The organism is Labrys sp. KB_33_2 (assembly GCF_052114505.1).
Taxonomy (GTDB): domain Bacteria; phylum Pseudomonadota; class Alphaproteobacteria; order Rhizobiales; family Labraceae; genus Labrys.
On sequence record NZ_JBFREW010000020.1, the window covers coordinates 65,392 to 82,737 of the forward strand.

14 protein-coding genes are annotated in these 17,346 nt (G+C 63.5%); 7 read left to right on the forward strand and 7 right to left on the reverse strand.

Annotation, left to right across the window (positions count from 1 at the left end; translation table 11 throughout):
- Positions 1–33 precede the first annotated feature (33 nt).
- The 4 genes from AB4037_RS28975 (at position 34) to AB4037_RS28990 (ending at position 6,215) form a co-directional block, all read left to right on the forward strand.
- On the forward strand, positions 34–2,184 hold the full coding sequence (locus AB4037_RS28975; protein WP_434955838.1) for a sodium-translocating pyrophosphatase: 2,151 nt from the start codon (positions 34–36) through the stop codon (positions 2,182–2,184).
- A 95-nt stretch (positions 2,185–2,279) separates the two neighbouring features.
- On the forward strand, positions 2,280–3,212 hold the full coding sequence (locus AB4037_RS28980) for a LysR substrate-binding domain-containing protein (protein ID WP_434955839.1): 933 nt from the start codon (positions 2,280–2,282) through the stop codon (positions 3,210–3,212).
- A 62-nt stretch (positions 3,213–3,274) separates the two neighbouring features.
- Positions 3,275–3,715: an NIPSNAP family protein gene (locus tag AB4037_RS28985; protein ID WP_434955840.1), complete on the forward strand. Its 441-nt coding sequence runs from the start codon at positions 3,275–3,277 to the stop codon at positions 3,713–3,715.
- A gap of 226 nt (positions 3,716–3,941) precedes the next feature.
- Positions 3,942–6,215, forward strand: coding sequence for an FdhF/YdeP family oxidoreductase (locus AB4037_RS28990; RefSeq protein WP_441773841.1), 2,274 nt, complete (start codon positions 3,942–3,944; stop codon positions 6,213–6,215).
- A gap of 27 nt (positions 6,216–6,242) precedes the next feature.
- Here the strand turns inward: AB4037_RS28990 and AB4037_RS28995 are convergent, their stop codons facing one another.
- Positions 6,243–6,836, reverse strand: coding sequence for a TetR/AcrR family transcriptional regulator (locus AB4037_RS28995; RefSeq protein WP_434955842.1), 594 nt, complete (start codon positions 6,834–6,836; stop codon positions 6,243–6,245).
- A gap of 304 nt (positions 6,837–7,140) precedes the next feature.
- Between AB4037_RS28995 and AB4037_RS29000 the strand changes: the two genes are divergently transcribed.
- Genes AB4037_RS29000 through AB4037_RS29010 form a run of 3 tightly spaced genes read left to right on the forward strand, consistent with a single transcriptional unit; the run spans position 7,141 to position 10,950 of the window.
- Entirely contained in the window at positions 7,141–7,638 is a 498-nt protein-coding gene (locus AB4037_RS29000; RefSeq protein ID WP_434955843.1) for a (2Fe-2S)-binding protein, read from the forward strand.
- Positions 7,635–8,693, forward strand: a complete 1,059-nt coding sequence (locus tag AB4037_RS29005) for an FAD binding domain-containing protein (protein ID WP_441773842.1) — start codon at positions 7,635–7,637, stop codon at positions 8,691–8,693. The genes AB4037_RS29000 and AB4037_RS29005 overlap by 4 nt, the downstream gene beginning before the upstream one ends.
- Positions 8,686–10,950 (forward strand): xanthine dehydrogenase family protein molybdopterin-binding subunit, encoded by a 2,265-nt coding sequence (locus AB4037_RS29010; RefSeq protein WP_441773843.1) that lies wholly within the window; start codon positions 8,686–8,688, stop codon positions 10,948–10,950. The genes AB4037_RS29005 and AB4037_RS29010 overlap by 8 nt, the downstream gene beginning before the upstream one ends.
- Positions 10,951–11,041: 91 nt before the next feature.
- On the opposite strand, the gene AB4037_RS29015 is transcribed toward AB4037_RS29010, so the two are convergent.
- The 6 genes from AB4037_RS29015 to AB4037_RS29040 all read right to left on the reverse strand — a co-directional run bounded on the left by AB4037_RS29015 (position 11,042) and on the right by AB4037_RS29040 (position 17,306).
- Positions 11,042–12,673: a phytoene desaturase family protein gene (locus AB4037_RS29015; RefSeq protein WP_441773844.1), complete on the reverse strand. Its 1,632-nt coding sequence runs from the start codon at positions 12,671–12,673 to the stop codon at positions 11,042–11,044.
- 286 nt (positions 12,674–12,959) lie between these two features.
- On the reverse strand, positions 12,960–13,616 hold the full coding sequence (locus AB4037_RS29020; protein ID WP_441773845.1) for a MerR family transcriptional regulator: 657 nt from the start codon (positions 13,614–13,616) through the stop codon (positions 12,960–12,962).
- A gap of 306 nt (positions 13,617–13,922) precedes the next feature.
- Positions 13,923–14,240 (reverse strand): integration host factor subunit alpha, encoded by a 318-nt coding sequence (locus tag AB4037_RS29025; RefSeq protein WP_434955848.1) that lies wholly within the window; start codon positions 14,238–14,240, stop codon positions 13,923–13,925.
- A 255-nt stretch (positions 14,241–14,495) separates the two neighbouring features.
- Positions 14,496–15,473: a beta-ketoacyl-ACP synthase III gene (locus AB4037_RS29030; RefSeq protein WP_441773846.1), complete on the reverse strand. Its 978-nt coding sequence runs from the start codon at positions 15,471–15,473 to the stop codon at positions 14,496–14,498.
- Positions 15,473–16,546 (reverse strand): phosphate acyltransferase PlsX, encoded by a 1,074-nt coding sequence (gene plsX / locus AB4037_RS29035; protein ID WP_434955850.1) that lies wholly within the window; start codon positions 16,544–16,546, stop codon positions 15,473–15,475. The genes AB4037_RS29030 and plsX overlap by 1 nt, the downstream gene beginning before the upstream one ends.
- Before the next feature lie 220 nt (positions 16,547–16,766).
- Positions 16,767–17,306, reverse strand: a complete 540-nt coding sequence (locus AB4037_RS29040) for an ATP-binding protein (RefSeq protein ID WP_441773847.1) — start codon at positions 17,304–17,306, stop codon at positions 16,767–16,769.
- Positions 17,307–17,346: the final 40 nt, after the last annotated feature.

The window sequence follows — 17,346 nt, forward strand, 5'->3', positions numbered from 1 at the left end:
TTGTGAGAGTAAAGAACAAGGAAAATATAGTCCATGCTTTCTCTGTGGGTCATTATTGCGTGCGGGGCGCTTTCCCTCGTTTACGGAGTCTGGGCATTCCAGTCGGTGATGGCGCAGCCTGCCGGCAATGCCCGGATGCAGGAAATCGCCGGTTACGTGCGCGAAGGCGCGCAGGCTTACCTCAGGCGCCAATACATCACCATTTCCGGTGTCGGTATCATCATCTTTGCCCTGGTTGCCTATTTCCTTTCGATCCCGAGTGCCATCGGCTTCCTGATCGGCGCGGTGCTCTCGGGGCTTGCAGGCTTCATCGGCATGAACATGTCGGTGAGGGCCAATGTCCGCACGGCACAAGCCGCGATGAACTCGCTGGGGCAGGGGCTCGAAGTCGCCTTCAAGGCCGGCGCGGTCACCGGCATGCTGGTAGCCGGTCTCGCCTTGCTGGGTGTCTCTGTCTACTACTATGTGCTGACCGGGCCGATGCAGCTCTCCTTCGCTGATCCCAAGCAGGCGCGCGAGATCATCGATTCGCTGGTGTCTCTCGGCTTCGGCGCCTCGCTGATCTCGATCTTCGCCCGTCTGGGCGGTGGTATCTTCACCAAGGGCGCCGATGTCGGCGGCGATCTCGTCGGCAAGGTCGAGGCCGGCATTCCCGAGGATGATCCGCGTAACCCTGCCACCATCGCCGACAATGTCGGCGACAATGTCGGCGATTGTGCCGGCATGGCCGCCGACCTGTTCGAAACCTATGCGGTCACCGTGGTCGCCACCATGGTGCTGGCGGCGATCCTGTTCGCCGGCACACCGGTGCTCTCCAATGTACTGCTCTATCCGCTCGGCATCGGCGCGGCCTGCATCGTCACCTCGATCATCGGCACCTTCTTCGTCAAGCTCGGTGCCAACCAGTCGATCATGGGCGCACTCTACAAGGGCTTCATCGCTTCGGCGGTACTGTCGGTCGGGGGCCTGGCCGTTGCCACGCATTTCCTCATCGGCTGGGGATCGATCGGCACCATCGCTGGGCATGACGTCACCGGCACCGCTCTGTTCGCCTGCGGCATCGTCGGCCTGCTGGTAACCGGCCTGATCGTCTGGATCACTGAATATTACACGGGCATCGGCTATCGGCCGGTGCGCCAGATCTCGCAGGCCTCTGTCACGGGGCACGGCACCAACGTCATCCAGGGCCTTGCCGTCTCGCTCGAGGCGACGGCGCTGCCGACCATCGTGATCGTCGCGGGCATCATCGCGACCTACTCGCTGGCCGGCCTGTTTGGCACCGCCATCGCGGTGACGACGATGATCGGCCTCGCCGGCATGGTGGTGGCACTCGACGCCTTCGGCCCCGTTACCGACAATGCCGGCGGCATAGCCGAAATGGCCGGCCTGCCCAAGGAAGTCCGCAAGTCGACGGATGCACTCGACGCCGTCGGCAATACCACCAAGGCCGTGACCAAGGGCTATGCCATCGGTTCGGCCGGCCTCGGCGCCCTGGTGCTGTTCGCCGCCTATACCTCGGACTTGACCTACTTCGCCGCGAACTCGACACAGTATCCCTATTTTGCCGGGGTGCAGCCGAACTTCTCGCTGGCCAATCCCTATGTGGTGGTCGGCCTGCTGCTCGGCGGCCTGATCCCTTATCTGTTCGGTGGTATCGCCATGACTGCCGTGGGCAAGGCAGCCTCGGCCATCGTCGAGGAGGTTCGGCGTCAGTTCCGCGAGAAGCCTGGTATCATGCAGGGTACCGACAAGCCGGATTACGGCAAGGCGGTTGATCTTCTGACCCGCGCTGCCATCAAGGAGATGCTGGTCCCCTCGTTGCTGCCGGTGCTCTCCCCGATCGTGATCTATTTCCTGGTTCTGTGGATCACCGGCTCGAAGTCCGACGCCTTCGCTGCCGTGGGCGCCATGCTGCTCGGCGTGATCGTCACCGGCCTGTTCGTCGCGATCTCGATGACGGCGGGCGGCGGTGCCTGGGACAATGCCAAGAAGTCCTTCGAGGATGGCTTCATCGACGCCAACGGCACCAAGCACCTCAAGGGCTCCGAAGCCCACAAGGCCTCGGTGACCGGCGATACGGTCGGGGATCCCTACAAGGATACGGCTGGTCCCGCCGTCAATCCGGCGATCAAGATCACCAACATCGTCGCGCTGCTCCTGCTCGCCATCCTGGCCCATCACTGAGTTTTTGCGATAGATTATGGTCGTGTGGGGGAGGGCATTGCCCTCCCTCATTCGTTTTGAAATGGCCGAAGCCGCGGCCAGAATGGTTCTGACCGATGATCGAGACGCGTCTCCTGCACCAGTTCGTCGTCCTCGCCGAGGAACTGCATTTCCATCGCGCCGCCGAACGCCTGCATATGGCCCAGCCGCCGCTCAGCCAGGCCGTGCGCAAGCTGGAGGAGAAGGTCGGCGCACGTCTGTTCACACGCAGCAATCGGCATGTCGCCTTGACCGAGGCGGGGGTCGCGTTCCTGGAGACGGCGAAAGCGTGCCTGGCAAACCTGGAGCAGGGGGCTTTGCGGGCACGCCGGATCGAGGCGGGGCTGACCGGCCGGCTTGCCATCACCTTTGTCGGCACGGCCCGTCGTGACCTGGTTCCGTTGGCACTGCGGACGTTCCGCTCCCGTTTCCCGGATGTGGAACTCATTCTGCGCGAGGCGACAACGGCCAAGCAGATCGAGACCTTGCGAGGCAAGCAAGCCGATATCGGCTTCATGCGCTGGCCGGGGGTTCCTGCCGACGATATCCATTTTGAGCGAATCGAGCGCGAGCCGGTCCTGGCTGCCTTGCCCGACGATCATCCCCTTGCGACTGGTGCGGCGATAAGGCTGGAGCAATTGGCCGGGGAAGGCTTCATCATGACCCCTCGCAACGAGGGGGTGAGCTTTCACGACCAACTGATCGCCTTATGTCGCCACGAGGGATTCGAGCCGCGCATTACCCAGGAAGCCTGCGAAATGCAGACCGTCGTCGGCCTGGTTGCAGGCGGCCTCGGGGTCGCGCTGGTGCCGGCCTCGGCCTGTCAGGAGAACCGCAAGGGGGTGGTTTTTTGTCCGATCATCACTGCCGCACCGGATGAATTGAGCTATATGGACATGATTCTCGGTTGGCGGGCCGATATTGCCTCGCCGATCCGCGATAGCTTCGTTGAAGTTGTCAGGCAGGTGGCAAAGCTTGATACTCAAGAGGTATCAATCGCTCATCTATAATATATTTTACATTGATCGCCGAGTGACCAAAATCGCTTCCGAGTTGAGTTGGAGCGGTTGCCATGAATCTTCAGACCACGGACCGACGTGATGTCCTGAAATTTGCGACGGCTGCCGTAGCGACGGCCTTTGCCCTCCAGACCGGCTCCAGTGATGCCCGAAGGAGCAAGAATTCGATGATCTATCAATTGCGCATCTACGAGATATTCGAGCACAACAAGGCGGCTTTTCATGCCCGCTTTCGCGACCATGCCATCCGCATCATGAAGACCTATGGCTTTGACTTCGTCTCGCTGTGGGAGACAGCCACGCCAGAGCGGACGGAATTTGTCTACCTGCTGCGTTGGCCGGATGCTGCGACCATGAAAGCGAGCTGGGACCGCTTCATGGCCGATCAGGAGTGGCAGCGTATCAAGGATGAAACCGCGGCGCGTGACGGCAAGATGGTGGGCGCTATCGAAGACCGCGCCATGCAGGCTGTCGATTACGCACCCCAGATCTGAGGGGCTGAAATCGTCCGGGAACGCAGGCGTCTTCGCCTGCCTTCTCAGTGCCCCCAATGGGCCGTCGGCGAACGCCTTTTTATGTTGGTTGACACGATGAGGAGAACGCGCAAGCTGGATCGGGGTTGAGCCGAGACAATCCGGGAGGCTCCTCGATATGCGAGGGCTGCCTGGCTGGCCGCGACCCGCGACGATCCAAATGGGATACATAGGAGCGGAGGGACATATGGCCCGCAAGCGCGACGTTCCTGGCATCAGGCCGTATGACAGCCCCGCCGGCGGCTGGGGCGCACTCAAGGCTACGGCAGCGGCCGTGCGCACGCAGATGGAAGTGCTCGAAGCGCCGCTGACCTTCTTGCGGATGAACCAGCCGGAGGGTTTCGACTGTCCCGGCTGTGCCTGGCCGGACAAGGAGCACAGCTCGACTTTCCAGTTTTGCGAGAACGGCGCCAAGGCCGTGACCTGGGAGGCGACGAGCAAGCGCGTTACGCCTGAATTCTTCGCCGATCACACGGTGACTGAACTCCTGGGCTGGAGCGACTATCACCTCGAGAACGAGGGCCGCCTTACCCACCCGATGGCCTATGATTCGGAGACGGACACCTATCAGCCGATCGAGTGGGACGATGCTTTCGCGCGTATCGCCGCTGCATTGCACGCTCTGCCCGATCCGAACATGGCGGAATTCTATACCTCCGGCCGCGCCTCCAACGAGGCCGCTTTCCTGTTTCAGCTCTTCGCCCGCGAATTCGGCAGCAACAATTTCCCCGATTGTTCCAACATGTGCCACGAGGCCACCAGCGTCGGCCTGCCGCAATCGATCGGCATCGGCAAGGGCACGGTCTCGCTGGAGGATTTCGACCATTGCGAGCTGATCCTCTCGCTCGGGCACAATCCGGGTACCAACCATCCGCGCATGATGGGAACGTTGCATGAATGTTCGCGGCGTGGCGTGCCGATCGTCGTGTTCAACCCGCTGAAGGAACGGGCGCTAGAGCGTTTCGCCGACCCCCAGAATGCCATCGAGATGGGAACCTTCGGTTCCACGCGGATCGCCTCTTCCTACTATCAGGTCAAGGTCGGCGCGGACGCCGCAGCCCTCAAGGGGGTCATGAAGGCCTTGGTCGAGATGGACGAGGCCTCGGGTAACCAGGTGCTCGACCACGACTTTATCGCCGCCCACACCCGCGGCTTTGCCGAGTTCTCCGCCGATCTGAAGGCGACGTCCTGGGACGCCATCGAGGCCATCAGCGGTTTCGGCAAAGCCCAGCTCGGTGACGTTGCCGAGGCCTATGCCCGTTCCAATGCTACCATTGTCGCCTATGGCATGGGCATCACGCAGCACAATCGGGGAACCGCCAACGTCCAGCAGATCGCGAACCTCCTCCTGCTGAAAGGCAATTTCGGCAAGCCGGGAGCCGGCATCTGCCCCTTGCGCGGCCATTCCAACGTGCAGGGCAACCGCACGGTCGGCATTACCGAAAGACCCAACACACCGTTGTTCGAGGGCATCGAACGTACCTTTGGCTTCAAGCCGCCGACGCATCACGGCCATGATGCGGTGGCCACCATGGAAGCGATCGACGCCGGCAGCTCGAAAGTCCTGATCTGTCTGGGCGGCAATTTTGCCGTCGCCATGCCGGACCCTGAACGCTGTCACGCCGCCATGCGCAAGCTCGACCTTGCCGTGCATCTCGACACCAAGCTGAACCGCTCGCAACTGCTCGTCGGCAAGCAGTCGATCATCCTGCCGGTGCTGGGACGGACCGAGCGCGACATGCAGGCGAGCGGACCCCAGGCCGTCACGGTGGAGGATTCGATGTCGATGGTGCATGCCTCGCGTGGCAGATTGCCGCCGGCATCGGAGCATCTTCGCTCCGAGACGGCCATCGTCGCCGGTATGGCCATGGCGACGCTGCCCAACAGCAAGGTCTATTGGGCCGAGATGGTCGCCGATTACGATCTCATCCGTGACGCCATCGAGAATGTCCTGCCGGATTTCAAGGACTACAACCAGCGCATTCGCATCCCCGGCGGCTTCCGCCTGCCCCTACCGCCGACTGAGCGCATCTGGCCGACCCCGTCGGGCAAGGCCGAGTTCCTGCCCTTCAAGGGGTTGGAAGAGGACCCAGCCAGCGCCGATACCAGCATCCTCAAGCTGGCGACCATACGCAGCCATGACCAGTACAACACCACGATCTATGGCTTGAACGACCGCTATCGCGGTGTGTTCGGCCGGCGCGACGTGTTGTTCGTGAACGCGGATGATCTATCCCGATTGGGCCTGGAGCATGGCGATCTCGTCGAGGTCGAGACAGCGCTGCCGTCGGGCGAACCTCGGCGCCTCAGCCTCACGGCCATTGCCTATGATATCGCCCGTGGCTCGGTCGCGGCCTATTATCCCGAAGCCAATGGGCTGGTGCCTCTCGACTACAAGGATGAGGAAAGCGGTACGCCCTCCTACAAATCCGTGCCGGTGCGGATCCGGAAGGCAAGCTGATCGGCAGAAGGCTCCCCGATCGGATACTCACCCTGCCTTTGCAGCTCCAACGCACAGGCCGTCGACGAAGACGTCGACGAGCCGCTGTACCGCTTCCAGCCAACCGGGATGGTCGCGCATGTAGCACATGCCCACCAGGGCCCGCAGCAGGTCTTCCGGCGCGACGTCCGTCCGCATCTGGCCTGCGGCAATGGCGCGGTCCAGGAGGGCGCCGAGCGCCTTGGTCAGGCGATCGAAGGAATAGGCATAGAGTTCGGATGGTGCATAGGCGGCGAGCGCCAAGGCCGTCAGCATGCCTTTCTTGGTGGCGACCAGCTGGACATTGGCATGCAGCCAGCGGCGGACGGCATCGACCGGCTCCATCTCGTCCTTCAGCTGCTCCGCCAATTCGCTCAGATGGTCCACCTCTTGCCGGTAAACCGCCTCGAACAGTGATTCGCGGGTAGGAAAATGGCGGTAGAGCGTGCCGATGCCGACTTCCGCCTGCCTCGCGACCGCTTCCAGGCTCGCCCCGGATCCCCCCAAGCTGAAGACGGTCTTGGCGGCCGCCAGCAGCCGCTCTCGATTGCGGATCGCATCGGCGCGCGGTCTGCGGCTTGTTTTCTCGGTTCGCTCCACCATCTGAATTCAGTCAGCCTGCCTCTTGCAAAACGGAGGATCCCTCCGTATAAATACAGCATGAGCATCAAATCAGACAGATGCTTTCCAATCAAATCGATGCCCGATCCCGTTGGGCACCCCATTTGCATCCGGCCGCCCAGATTGTGTCTCGCGGCTTGAAGCCCGGAGTTCGATCCATCCGGATCGCGCTCCTCCGGAGACTCTGAAGAGACAAGCGCTTTTCGATCCGAGGAATCGGCCACACCCAAAAGCGCTTTGCTCTTGGCAGCCTCGACAGCCAGAAATCAGTCGATTGGAGCAGTGTATGACTTTCTCCATTAGCCTCACCGTGAACGGTGAGCAACGTCACGTCGAACTCGACGATCCCAGGGTGACGCTTCTCGACCTCCTGCGGGAGCGCCTCGATCTCACCGGCACCAAGAAGGGCTGCGACCGCGGGCAATGCGGCGCCTGCACCATTCTAGTCGATGGCCGCCGTATCAATTCCTGCCTGGCACTTGCCGTCAGCCATGATGGTGCGGAGATCGAAACCATCGAAGGCGTAGCACAGGGCGACCATCTTCACCCCATGCAGGCGGCCTTCATCACCCATGATGGTTTTCAATGCGGCTTCTGCACGCCAGGCCAGATCATGAGCGCGATCGGCCTGATCCGCGAGGGCCAGGCCGGGGAGGATCCCGAGCGTATCCGCGAGGGCATGAGCGGCAATCTGTGCCGCTGTTCCGCCTATGCCGGTATCACCGAGGCCGTTCTGGAAGCCCACCATGTCCTCGCCGAGAGCGGACGGAGGAAATCGGCATGAAGAGCTTTGATTATGTGAGGCCGGCGACGATCGCCGATGCGGTTGCGGCGGCCTCCCAGCCTGGCGCTGCCTTTCTTGCCGCCGGCACCAATCTCCTCGACCTGATGAAGACCGGCGTGAGCCGTCCCGACCGGCTCGTCGACGTCACCCGCCTGCCGGATCTCGGACGGATCGACTGGCTTCCCGACGGTGGTGTGCGGATCGGTGCGCTGGTGCGCAATGCCGACCTTGCCCATGATCCGGCTTTCGCAAAAACCTATCCTGCGGTCGCCGAGGCTCTGCTGTCGGGCGCATCCGGGCAGTTGCGCAATGCGGCTACGGTCGGCGGCAATCTGATGCAGCGCACGCGCTGTGCCTATTTCTTCGACGTTACCGGCGCCTGCAACAAGCGCGCGCCGGGTTCCGGTTGTGATGCCCATGGCGGCGAGAATCGCCTGCACGCGATATTGGGCTGGAGCGAGGCCTGCATTGCCACGCATCCATCCGACTTCTGCGTGCCGCTGGCGGCTCTTGGCGCGGTGGTGGAAATCGAGGGCAAGGCAGGGGCTCGCGAGATCTTGCTTGCGGATCTGCATCGCCTGCCGGGTGAAGCGCCGGAGCGCGATACCGCCCTCGACGCCGGCGATCTGATCGTGGCAGTGCGGCTGCCCGCCGATGCCGCCCTCTTTGCCGCCCATGCACGCTATCTCAAGGTTCGCGAGCGGACGTCCTATGCCTTTGCCGTGGTGTCGGCGGCGGCAGCCTTGCGCCTCAAGGACGGTGTGATCGAAGCGGCTCGGCTGGCGCTTGGCGGCGTCGCGGCAAAGCCGTGGCGCTCCAGCGAAGCCGAGGCGATCCTGGTCGGCTCGGCGCCGGACGAAGCCACCTTCCAACGCGCGGCACAGGCGGCTCTCGCCGAAGCGAAGCCCTCGGGCGACAATGAATTCAAGATCGAACTGGCGCTCCGCACGCTCGTGCGCGCCTTGGCCGAAGCGGCCGCCGGCACGCCGGATCGCGTTCCTGCTCTGCCAGGTTCTCCCTTCTCAACGCAGCCCGGAGCACGCCGAGATGCCTGAACCCGTCACGCCCGACCTCAAGCTCAATCGTGCTCCGGCCCATGTCCGGCACGGTTCCAATATCGGCCAACCCCTGACGCGCCGCGATGGCGTCCTCAAGGTCACCGGGGCCGCGCGCTATGCGGCCGACAATCATCCTGCCGGAATGCTCTATGCCGTAACGGCTGTGGCGCAGATTGCCCGCGGCCGGGTTGCCTTTCTCGACATCCAAGCCGCCAAGGCCCATCCGGGCGTGGTGGAGGTGATGACATCAGACCACAAGCCCCCCTTGGCGCAGGATCCGGATGCCAAGGACCATCCCTTCATGTTCCGGCTCGATCTCCTGCAGAACGATCGCGTGCGCTATGCTGGCCAGCCGATCGCAGTGGTGATCGCGCAATCGCTGGAAGCGGCTACGGAAGGCGCCGCGCTGCTGGCGCCGCGCTACGAGGCCGAGACGGCGCGAGTTGGGCTCGACGGCGACAGTTTCGTGCCGTCGGCCGTGGGCGTCGGCAATCCGTCGCAAGCCGTTCATGGTGATGTCGAGGCCGGCTTTGCCAAGGCGGACAGCCAAGTGGAAGCCGTCTACGAAACCCCTGCCCAGTATCACAATCCGATCGAGCCGCATGCCATCGTCGCGCATTGGCAGGGCGACACCCTGTCGATCGATACGCCCAGCCAGGGCATGGCGATGGCGCAGGGCCGCATTGCCGGGCTTTTCGGCATAGCGCCCGACAAGATCCACATCCGCAGCCCGTTTCTCGGCGGCGGCTTCGGCTGCAAAGGGCTCGTTTCCGGTCCCCAGATCCTGGGGATCATGGCCGCCCGCCTGGTCGGCCGGCCGGTGAAGCTCGTGCTGAGGCGCGATCAGATGTACGGGCCGGTGGGTCATCGGGCCCCGACCCGCCAGACCTTGCGACTCGGAGTTGCCAAAGACGGGACGCTGACGGCGCTGGTCCATCACGCCCTGACGGCCTCGTCGACCTTCGACGATTTCTTCGAGCCAGCGGCCGGTGCCTCGCATGCGCTTTATGCCAGTCCCGCCATCGCCACCACCTATGACGCCGTGCGGACGGATACGGGAACGCCGCTGTTCATGCGTGCGCCCGGCGAGGCCTCCGGCTCCATTGCCCTGGAAAGCGCGATGGACGAGGCGGCCTGGGCAAGCGGTATCGATCCGCTCGAGTTTCGGCTCAGGAACTATGCGGAGATCGAGCCAACCACTGGCAAGCCCTTCTCCTCCAAGGCCCTGCGCGAATGCTATGCCGAAGGCGCCAAGCGCTTCGGCTGGGCCGGTCGGCCGCTTGCTGCCCGCCAGATGCGCGATGAGGCCGGCTTTCTCGTCGGCTGGGGCATGGGCACAGCGATCTTCCCGGCCTTGATGTTCCAGGCCGAGGCGCGGGCCGTGATCCGGCAAGACGGTTCCGGCCTGATGGAAACCGGCGCCCATGACATGGGGCAGGGCGCCTGGACTGCCCTGGCCCAGATCGCCGCCGATGGCCTGGGGCTCGATCTCGATCGCGTGGAATTCCGCGCCGGCACCTCGGACCTGCCGGATGCGGGCATCGCAGGTGGCTCAGCGCATACGGCCACGGCCGGCTCTGCGATTCATGAGGCTGGCGCGGCGGTAATCGCCAGGCTGGCCGAACTGGCTGTAGGCGATGAGCGCTCGCCGCTGTTCGGGGCCGGCAATGCCGGTGTGATCGCCCGCGAGGGGCGGCTCTTCCGCCGCGACGACGAGAGCCGCAGCGAGAGCTATGGCGACATCCTCGTCCGGGCGGGGCTGTCGGAGATCGAGGCTCGGGGGCGCAGCAGCGCCGATCCGGCGTCGCAGGCCAATTATGCCATGCATGCCCATGGCGCAGTTTTCGCCGAGGTCAAGGTCGATCCCGATCTCGGACAGGTACGTGTCAGCCGCCTCGTCGGCGCCTTTGCCGCGGGCCGGATCGTCAATCCGCATCTGGTTCGCAGCCAATATCTGGGGGGCATGATCTGGGGCGTGTCCTTCGCCTTGCACGAGCATGCGGTTGTTGACCACCGTTCGGGGCGGATCATGAATGCGGATCTCGCCGAATACCACGTGCCCGTCAATGCCGACGTGCCGTCCCTGGAGGCCATCCTGGTCGAGGAGCACGACCCGCATGTGAATGCGCTCGGCATCAAGGGCGTCGGCGAGATCGGCGTCACGGGTACGGCGGGCGCGGTGGCGAATGCCGTCTGGCATGCGACCGGCAAGCGCGTGAGGAGCTTCCCGATCGCCATCGAGGAGTTGTTGTGATCGGGGCTGGGTAACGGCTCGCAGCACCGTGGGCAGTTACGTGGCTCAGTGATAGGTGGCGGGGCGTCTGCCCGCCACCGCTACCACTCAATCAGACCCGGTCGCAGAGCATCTCCCGAGCGGCGTTGTGGCCTGGGGCGCCCGTGACGCCGCCGCCGGGATGGGTGCCGGAGCCGCAGATATAGAGCCCCTTCACGGGCGTGCGGTAATCGCCATAGCCAAGCATGGGCCGGGCCGAGAACAACTGATCGAGCGACAATGTACCGTGGAAGATGTCGCCGCCGACGAGGCCGAACACCCGTTCGAGATCGAGCGGCGTCAGCACCTGGCGTCCAAGCACGCTCTGCTTGAAGCCGGGCGCGTAGCGTTCGACCGTGTCGATCATCAGGTCGGCGACTTCCTCGCGATGAGCATCCCAGCTTTCGCCGTTCGGCAGTTGCGGTGCCACATATTGGCAGAACAGGCTGGCGACGTGCTGGCTCCGGGGCGCAAGCGTATCATCGAGGGTGGAGGGGATCAGCATCTCGACGATGGGCTGCCGGCTCCAGCCATGGCGGCGGGCCTCGAGAAAGGCATCTTCCATGTAGTCGAGGCTCGGCCCGATGATGATGCCGGCAGTGTGGTGGACACCTTGTTCGCGTCCCGGCAGGGCGGTGAAATCAGGCAGCTCGGAGAGCGCCACGTTCATGCGCAGCACGCCCGAGCCGCATTTGAAGCGTCTGATACGCTGCAGGAAGTCGGCCGGTACGGCGTCTTCGGGCACGATCTTGTCGAAGAGCAGGCGCGGTCCGATATTGGCGGCGACGGCTTTGGCGCGGATGACGCGGCCATCTTCCAGCTCGACACCGGCCGTAACGCCCTTTTCGACGATGAGCCGGTGGACCGGGGCGTCCGTCTCGATCTCGGCGCCGGCCTCGCGGGCAGCCTTGGCCATGGCCTGGGTGATGGCGCCCATGCCGCCGATGGCGTGGCCCCAGGCGCCCTTCTTGCCGTTCACCTCGCCGAAGACGTGATGCAGCAGCACATAGGCCGAGCCCGGCGTCGAGGGGGCGGCATAGGACCCGACGATGGAATCGAAGCCGAACAGCACCTTGGCCTCGGGGCTCTCGAACCAGCCGTCGAGATAATCGCTCGCCGATTTGGTGAAGAGGTCGAGCAGGACGCGGCGATGGTGCATGTCGAGCTTGGACAGGCGGTGGCCAAGCTTGCCGGCGCGCAATAATTCCGGCAGCGAGCCGAACCAGCCGTCATCGGAGACGTTGGGCGGCGTCTCCAGGATGAGATCGCGCAGCACGTCGGCGATGGTGTCGATCTCGTCGCAATAGGCCGGGAAGCGGGCGGCGTCCTTCTCACTGAACTTGGCGATCTCGGTCTGGGTGCGGCCCTCACCGGAAAGGATGTAGCGCCCGTCGGGGAAGGGAAAGAAATTGGAGGCCTGGCGCTCGACCACCTTGAGGCCGTGGCGTTCCAGCTCCATGTCCCGGATGACCTTGGGATTGAGCAGGCTCACCGTGTAGGAGGCCACCGAATTGCGAAAGCCCGGATGGAACTCCTCCGTCACCGCGGCGCCGCCGACAACGGAGCGGCGCTCCAGCACCTTCACCCTTCGGCCGGCCCGTGCGAGGTAATAGGCGCAGGTCAGGCCGTTGTGGCCACCGCCGATGATGACCGCGTCATAGGGAGCGTTCGCGCTGCGGACCGCGGGCGTAGATGCGTCAGCCAATTCTTCGAAGCCTTTTTGTTGTGACGCTGCGGCTGGGACCGCGGGCGTCTCGTCCGCTCGTTCTTATGCGGCATGCGCAACGCTTCCAAGGGCCGGTCGTCGCAATCGACGAACACATGGCTGCGGCGTCCATGGTCCCGGGCGCCATGCCGTTCCGGTTTCCTAGAGCAAAGCGCGTTTAGACGGAAACGCTTGTTTGATCTAGCTCTTTGGTTCCAAGCCAATCCAATGGATTGGCTTGAGCGTCTTTGCGATTCTTGGCGTGACCGCCAAATCGCAAAACGCTTTAACCGCGCGCGGCTTCGAGTATGTGCTTGCACTCGCCGAGTTCCAGCAGCACCGTCTGCAGCCGCCGGCGACGTTCGTCGCTCAGCGACAATCCGCTGCCGCTTTCTGCGCGAGTGGCCGGGGGCGGTGCAGGGCGCGGCTCGGCTCGCATGGGCGGGCCTGCGAGAGACGACAGCGGCAGCGAGGCCTGGGCCGGTGGTGACTCATAGGTTTCGGGCTCGTCGTCGAAAATTGGCTCGACTCGATCGTCGGCCTCATCGTAATCGCCCGCGGGATCAGCGGGCGCAGCGGCCTCCGCTTCGGGCCATTCGGCCCGCTCGCGGCGACGCTCTTCCTCGTCCGCCCGTGGGATCACGGCGACGGGCGGCACATAATCCTCGTTCTGGGCTCGGCCGATCTCGATCACATGCCGATTGCCGCGCTCCTTGAGGATGCGCTGGACACCCTTGATGGTGTAGCCCTCGCCATAGAGATAGTAGCGAATGCCCTTGAGCAGATCGATGTCATCGGGGCGATAATAGCGACGCCCCCCGCCGCGCTTCAGCGGCTTGATCTGGCTGAAACGGGTTTCCCAGAAGCGCAGGACGTGCTGGGGCAGGTCTAGATCTTCGGCGACCTCGCTGATCGTGCGAAACGCGTCAGGTGCTTTTTCCATGCTGCCGGACTCCCGAGCGGAAAGCGGCGAATCGTGCCTTTCCCCTATCACTCGTCCGATTCTGTGATGAAAGACAAGCGTTTATCACTTGTTTCCAACCCAAAACTTCACCGAGTGGTAGCGTGAAACCGTCAGAGGGAAGGGGATGGCCGCTGTCAGCGGGCGAGAGCAGCTACGATCGCCGGCTGATTTCAGGGGTGCCTGAACATGAAACCGGCCTTGGCCGGCGAACCAGAACGTGCTGCTCGCAGAGTATCGGACAGAACAGTCCAATACCGGTTTGGCTGGCTCATGCCAATAGGGTGCCTATTCGTCCACGATGCCGTCGACATTCTCGCCATTGATCTGGGCCTTGAGAATGTTGGAAGGCTTGAAAACCATGACGCGGCGTGGGGAGATCGGCACTTCCTTGCCGGTCTTTGGATTGCGGCCGATGCGCTCGCCCTTCGAGCGGACGACGAAGGAGCCGAAGGATGACAGCTTCACCGTCTCGCCCCGCTCGAGGCAACTGGAGATTTCATGCAGGACCATCTCGACCAGTTCCGATGACTCGGTCCGCGACAGGCCTACTTTCTGGTAAACCGCTTCGCAAAGATCTGCTCTTGTGACGGTATTTCCCGCCATCGCTTTCATGCCCCACGTTGGACAGGCGCCATGGAGAGGCCACCTGTCTGTTATCCGTTCGATGCAACCCGGAACTGCGGGAAGCCTGTCCCGCCACGAATCCGCCCCGCAAATCATCCTAGCAGGGCCGGCACTGAAGTCCCGACTCTATGTCACTGAAAACGCGAAGCTATTGACGAAATCGGTCAAGGTCAACCACCAATCGAAACCGGTGTTCGCTTCCGCCTCTCTCAGGCAACCGTCAAATTCGTCAGACTACCAGCGGATCAGGGCTGCGCCCCAGGTGAAGCCGCCGCCCATGGCTTCGAGCAGGACAAGGTCGCCCCGCTTGATGCGCCCGTCCTTGACCGCGGTATCGAGCGCCAGGGGAATCGAGGCGGACGAGGTGTTGGCGTGCTCGGCCACGGTGAGCACGACCTTCTCCGGCGGCAAGCCGAGCTTCTCGGCGGTGGCATGGATGATGCGGGCATTGGCCTGGTGCGGCACGAACCAGTCCACGGCGTCATAGGCCAGGCCGAGATCATCCATGGTGTCGATGATGATCTGCGGCACCATGCCGACGGCGAGCTTGAAGACCTCCTTGCCGTCCATGCGCAGCTTGCCGACGGTGCCAGTGGTGGAGGCGCCGCCATCGACGTAGAGCTTGGACTTGTGGCGCCCGTCCGAGCGCAGCTTGGTCGCCAGCACACCCTGGTCGTGGATCGAACCGTCATTCATGGTGGCTTCGACCACCACGGCGCCTGCACCGTCGCCGAACAGCACGCAGGTGGTACGATCCGACCAGTCCAGAATGCGCGAATAGGTCTCGGCACCGATGACGAGCGCATGCTTGGCCGAGCCGGAGCGAAGGAAATTGTCGGCGATGGAAAGACCGTAGACGAAGCCGGTGCACACCGCCTGAACGTCGAAGGCAGCGCCGCCGGTCATGCCGATATTGGCCTGCACGGTGGTGGCCGTGGCGGGGAAGGTGTTGTCGGGCGTCGATRTCGCCAGCACGATCAGGTCGATGTCGGAGCCCTTCAGGCCGGCATCGGCCAAAGCGCGCTCGGCGGCTTTGGTGGCGAGATGCGAGGTGAATTCGCCCTCGGCCGCCTGATGGCGCGCGCGGATGCCAGTGCGCTGTACGATCCATTCGTCGGTGGTGTCGACGTGCTTCGACAGTTCCTCATTGGTAACGCGCTTTTCGGGCAGGTAGGAGCCGATGCCTCGGATGACGGAACGAATCGTCGCCATTATGCCGCGTCCGGATTGCTGGCAGCGACCATCACGGCACGATGATCAAAGCTCAGGCTTTCGGTGATTTTCTTCATGAGATCTTGCTTCACCATATCATAGGCCAGATCGATGGCAGCCGCGTAGCCTTCGGCATTGGCGCCGCCGTGGCTCTTGATCACGATGCCGTTCAGGCCAAGAAAGACCCCGCCATTGACACGGTTGGGGTCGAGTTTATCGCGCAGGGCCTGAAAGGCGCCGCGGGCAAAGAGATAGCCGATGCGCGCCATCAAGGTGCGCGACATGGCCGAACGCAGATAGGAGGCGATCTGCTTGGCCGTGCCTTCCGCGGTCTTGAGAGCGATATTGCCGGCAAAGCCCTCGGTCACCACCACGTCGACGGTGCCCTTGCCGAGATCGTCCCCCTCGACGAAACCGTGATAGGTCAGATCGGGCAGGCTGGTCTCGCGCAGGATACGGCCGGCTTCGCGCACCATTTCGAGGCCCTTGACCTCCTCGACGCCGACATTGAGCAAGCCAACCGTGGGTCGCTCTACGCCCAGCACGATACGGGCCATGGCCGCCCCCATCACCGCCATGTCGATCAGGGCGTTGGAGTCGGCTCCGATGGAGGCGCCGACGTCGAGGACGATCGATTCGCCCCGCAAGGTCGGCCACAGAGCGGCGATGGCGGGGCGGTCGATTTCGGCGAGCGTGCGCAGGCAGAAGCGCGCCATCGCCATCAACGCGCCGGTATTGCCGGCCGAGACGGTGGCGTCGGCCTCGTCCTTGTTGATGGCGTCGATGGCCAGCCACATCGAGGATTTCTTGCGGCCATAGCGCAGGGCATGGCTCGGCTTGTCATCCATGCGGATGGCGACATCGGTGTGATGGACGCTGGAAACGGCTTGAAGGCGCGGATGGGCCGTCAGCAACGGGGCGATGGTGGCCTCGTCGCCATAGAATGAGAAGCTCAGATCGGGATGGCGGGTGAGCGCCAGCTCGGCGGCTGGAATCACGACCGTGGGGCCGTGGTCGCCCCCCATCGCGTCGAGAGCGATACGAATTTTCGAAGCCCGATTATCGGAAGCCATGAAGTGTTCGGTTGCCCTGTTGCGTCTGGCCGCTTCGCACGGCGGGGAGGCGCTGCGTTTTGCAGCAAAAGACCATGCACCACAAGAGTGTAGCGAAGGTTGACGGCCGGAATTTAGGCTCGTCAAAGATGTAGAAGCCTTCGACTGACCGATTCTCACGTCAAAATCATGGTGATGACGGCCCGAAACGCAAGAAATTGCCGAAGCTTCGCCAAGCCCGTCAGTGTGCCAGCCGGAACGAGCCGCTGGCCGCAGCCTGGCGGACGGCCACGAGCGTGTCGGACGGGGATTGCCCGGCGGTCGGGATGACGTGGCGCTCGAGCGGCCCCAGCGAGGAGAACTGCTCGTGCAGGGCAGTGATCGGTTCGGGATCGCTGAGCGTGTCGCCGCCGCGAAGGCGGCAGCGTTCGATGGCGGCCGAGAGCGGCGGGCGCAGCACCACATAATGCAGCGGTGGGGCGAGTGTTCTGAAGGGCGGCAGGAACCAGGGGCCGATGATGCCGTCCACGATCACGAAATAGCCGCCGCTGGTATAGGCTTCCGCGGTACGTGCGAGCACGTCGATCACGACTTCGTTCTGCCGATGCGCCTGCGGGAGATAAGGCGGGATCGCTCCATTCTTGATGAAGTGCCAGAAATCGTCGGCATGCAGATGCACCGCGGGTGCACCGGGCTCGGCGGCCAGGGCACGGGCAGTGGTGGTTTTTCCCGATCCCGGAGGCCCGGTGAGAATGAGGATCTGGCCAGCGAGATCAGGCATGGTTCAGGCAAGGGGAGGAAATGGCGTTCAAAGCGTTCTG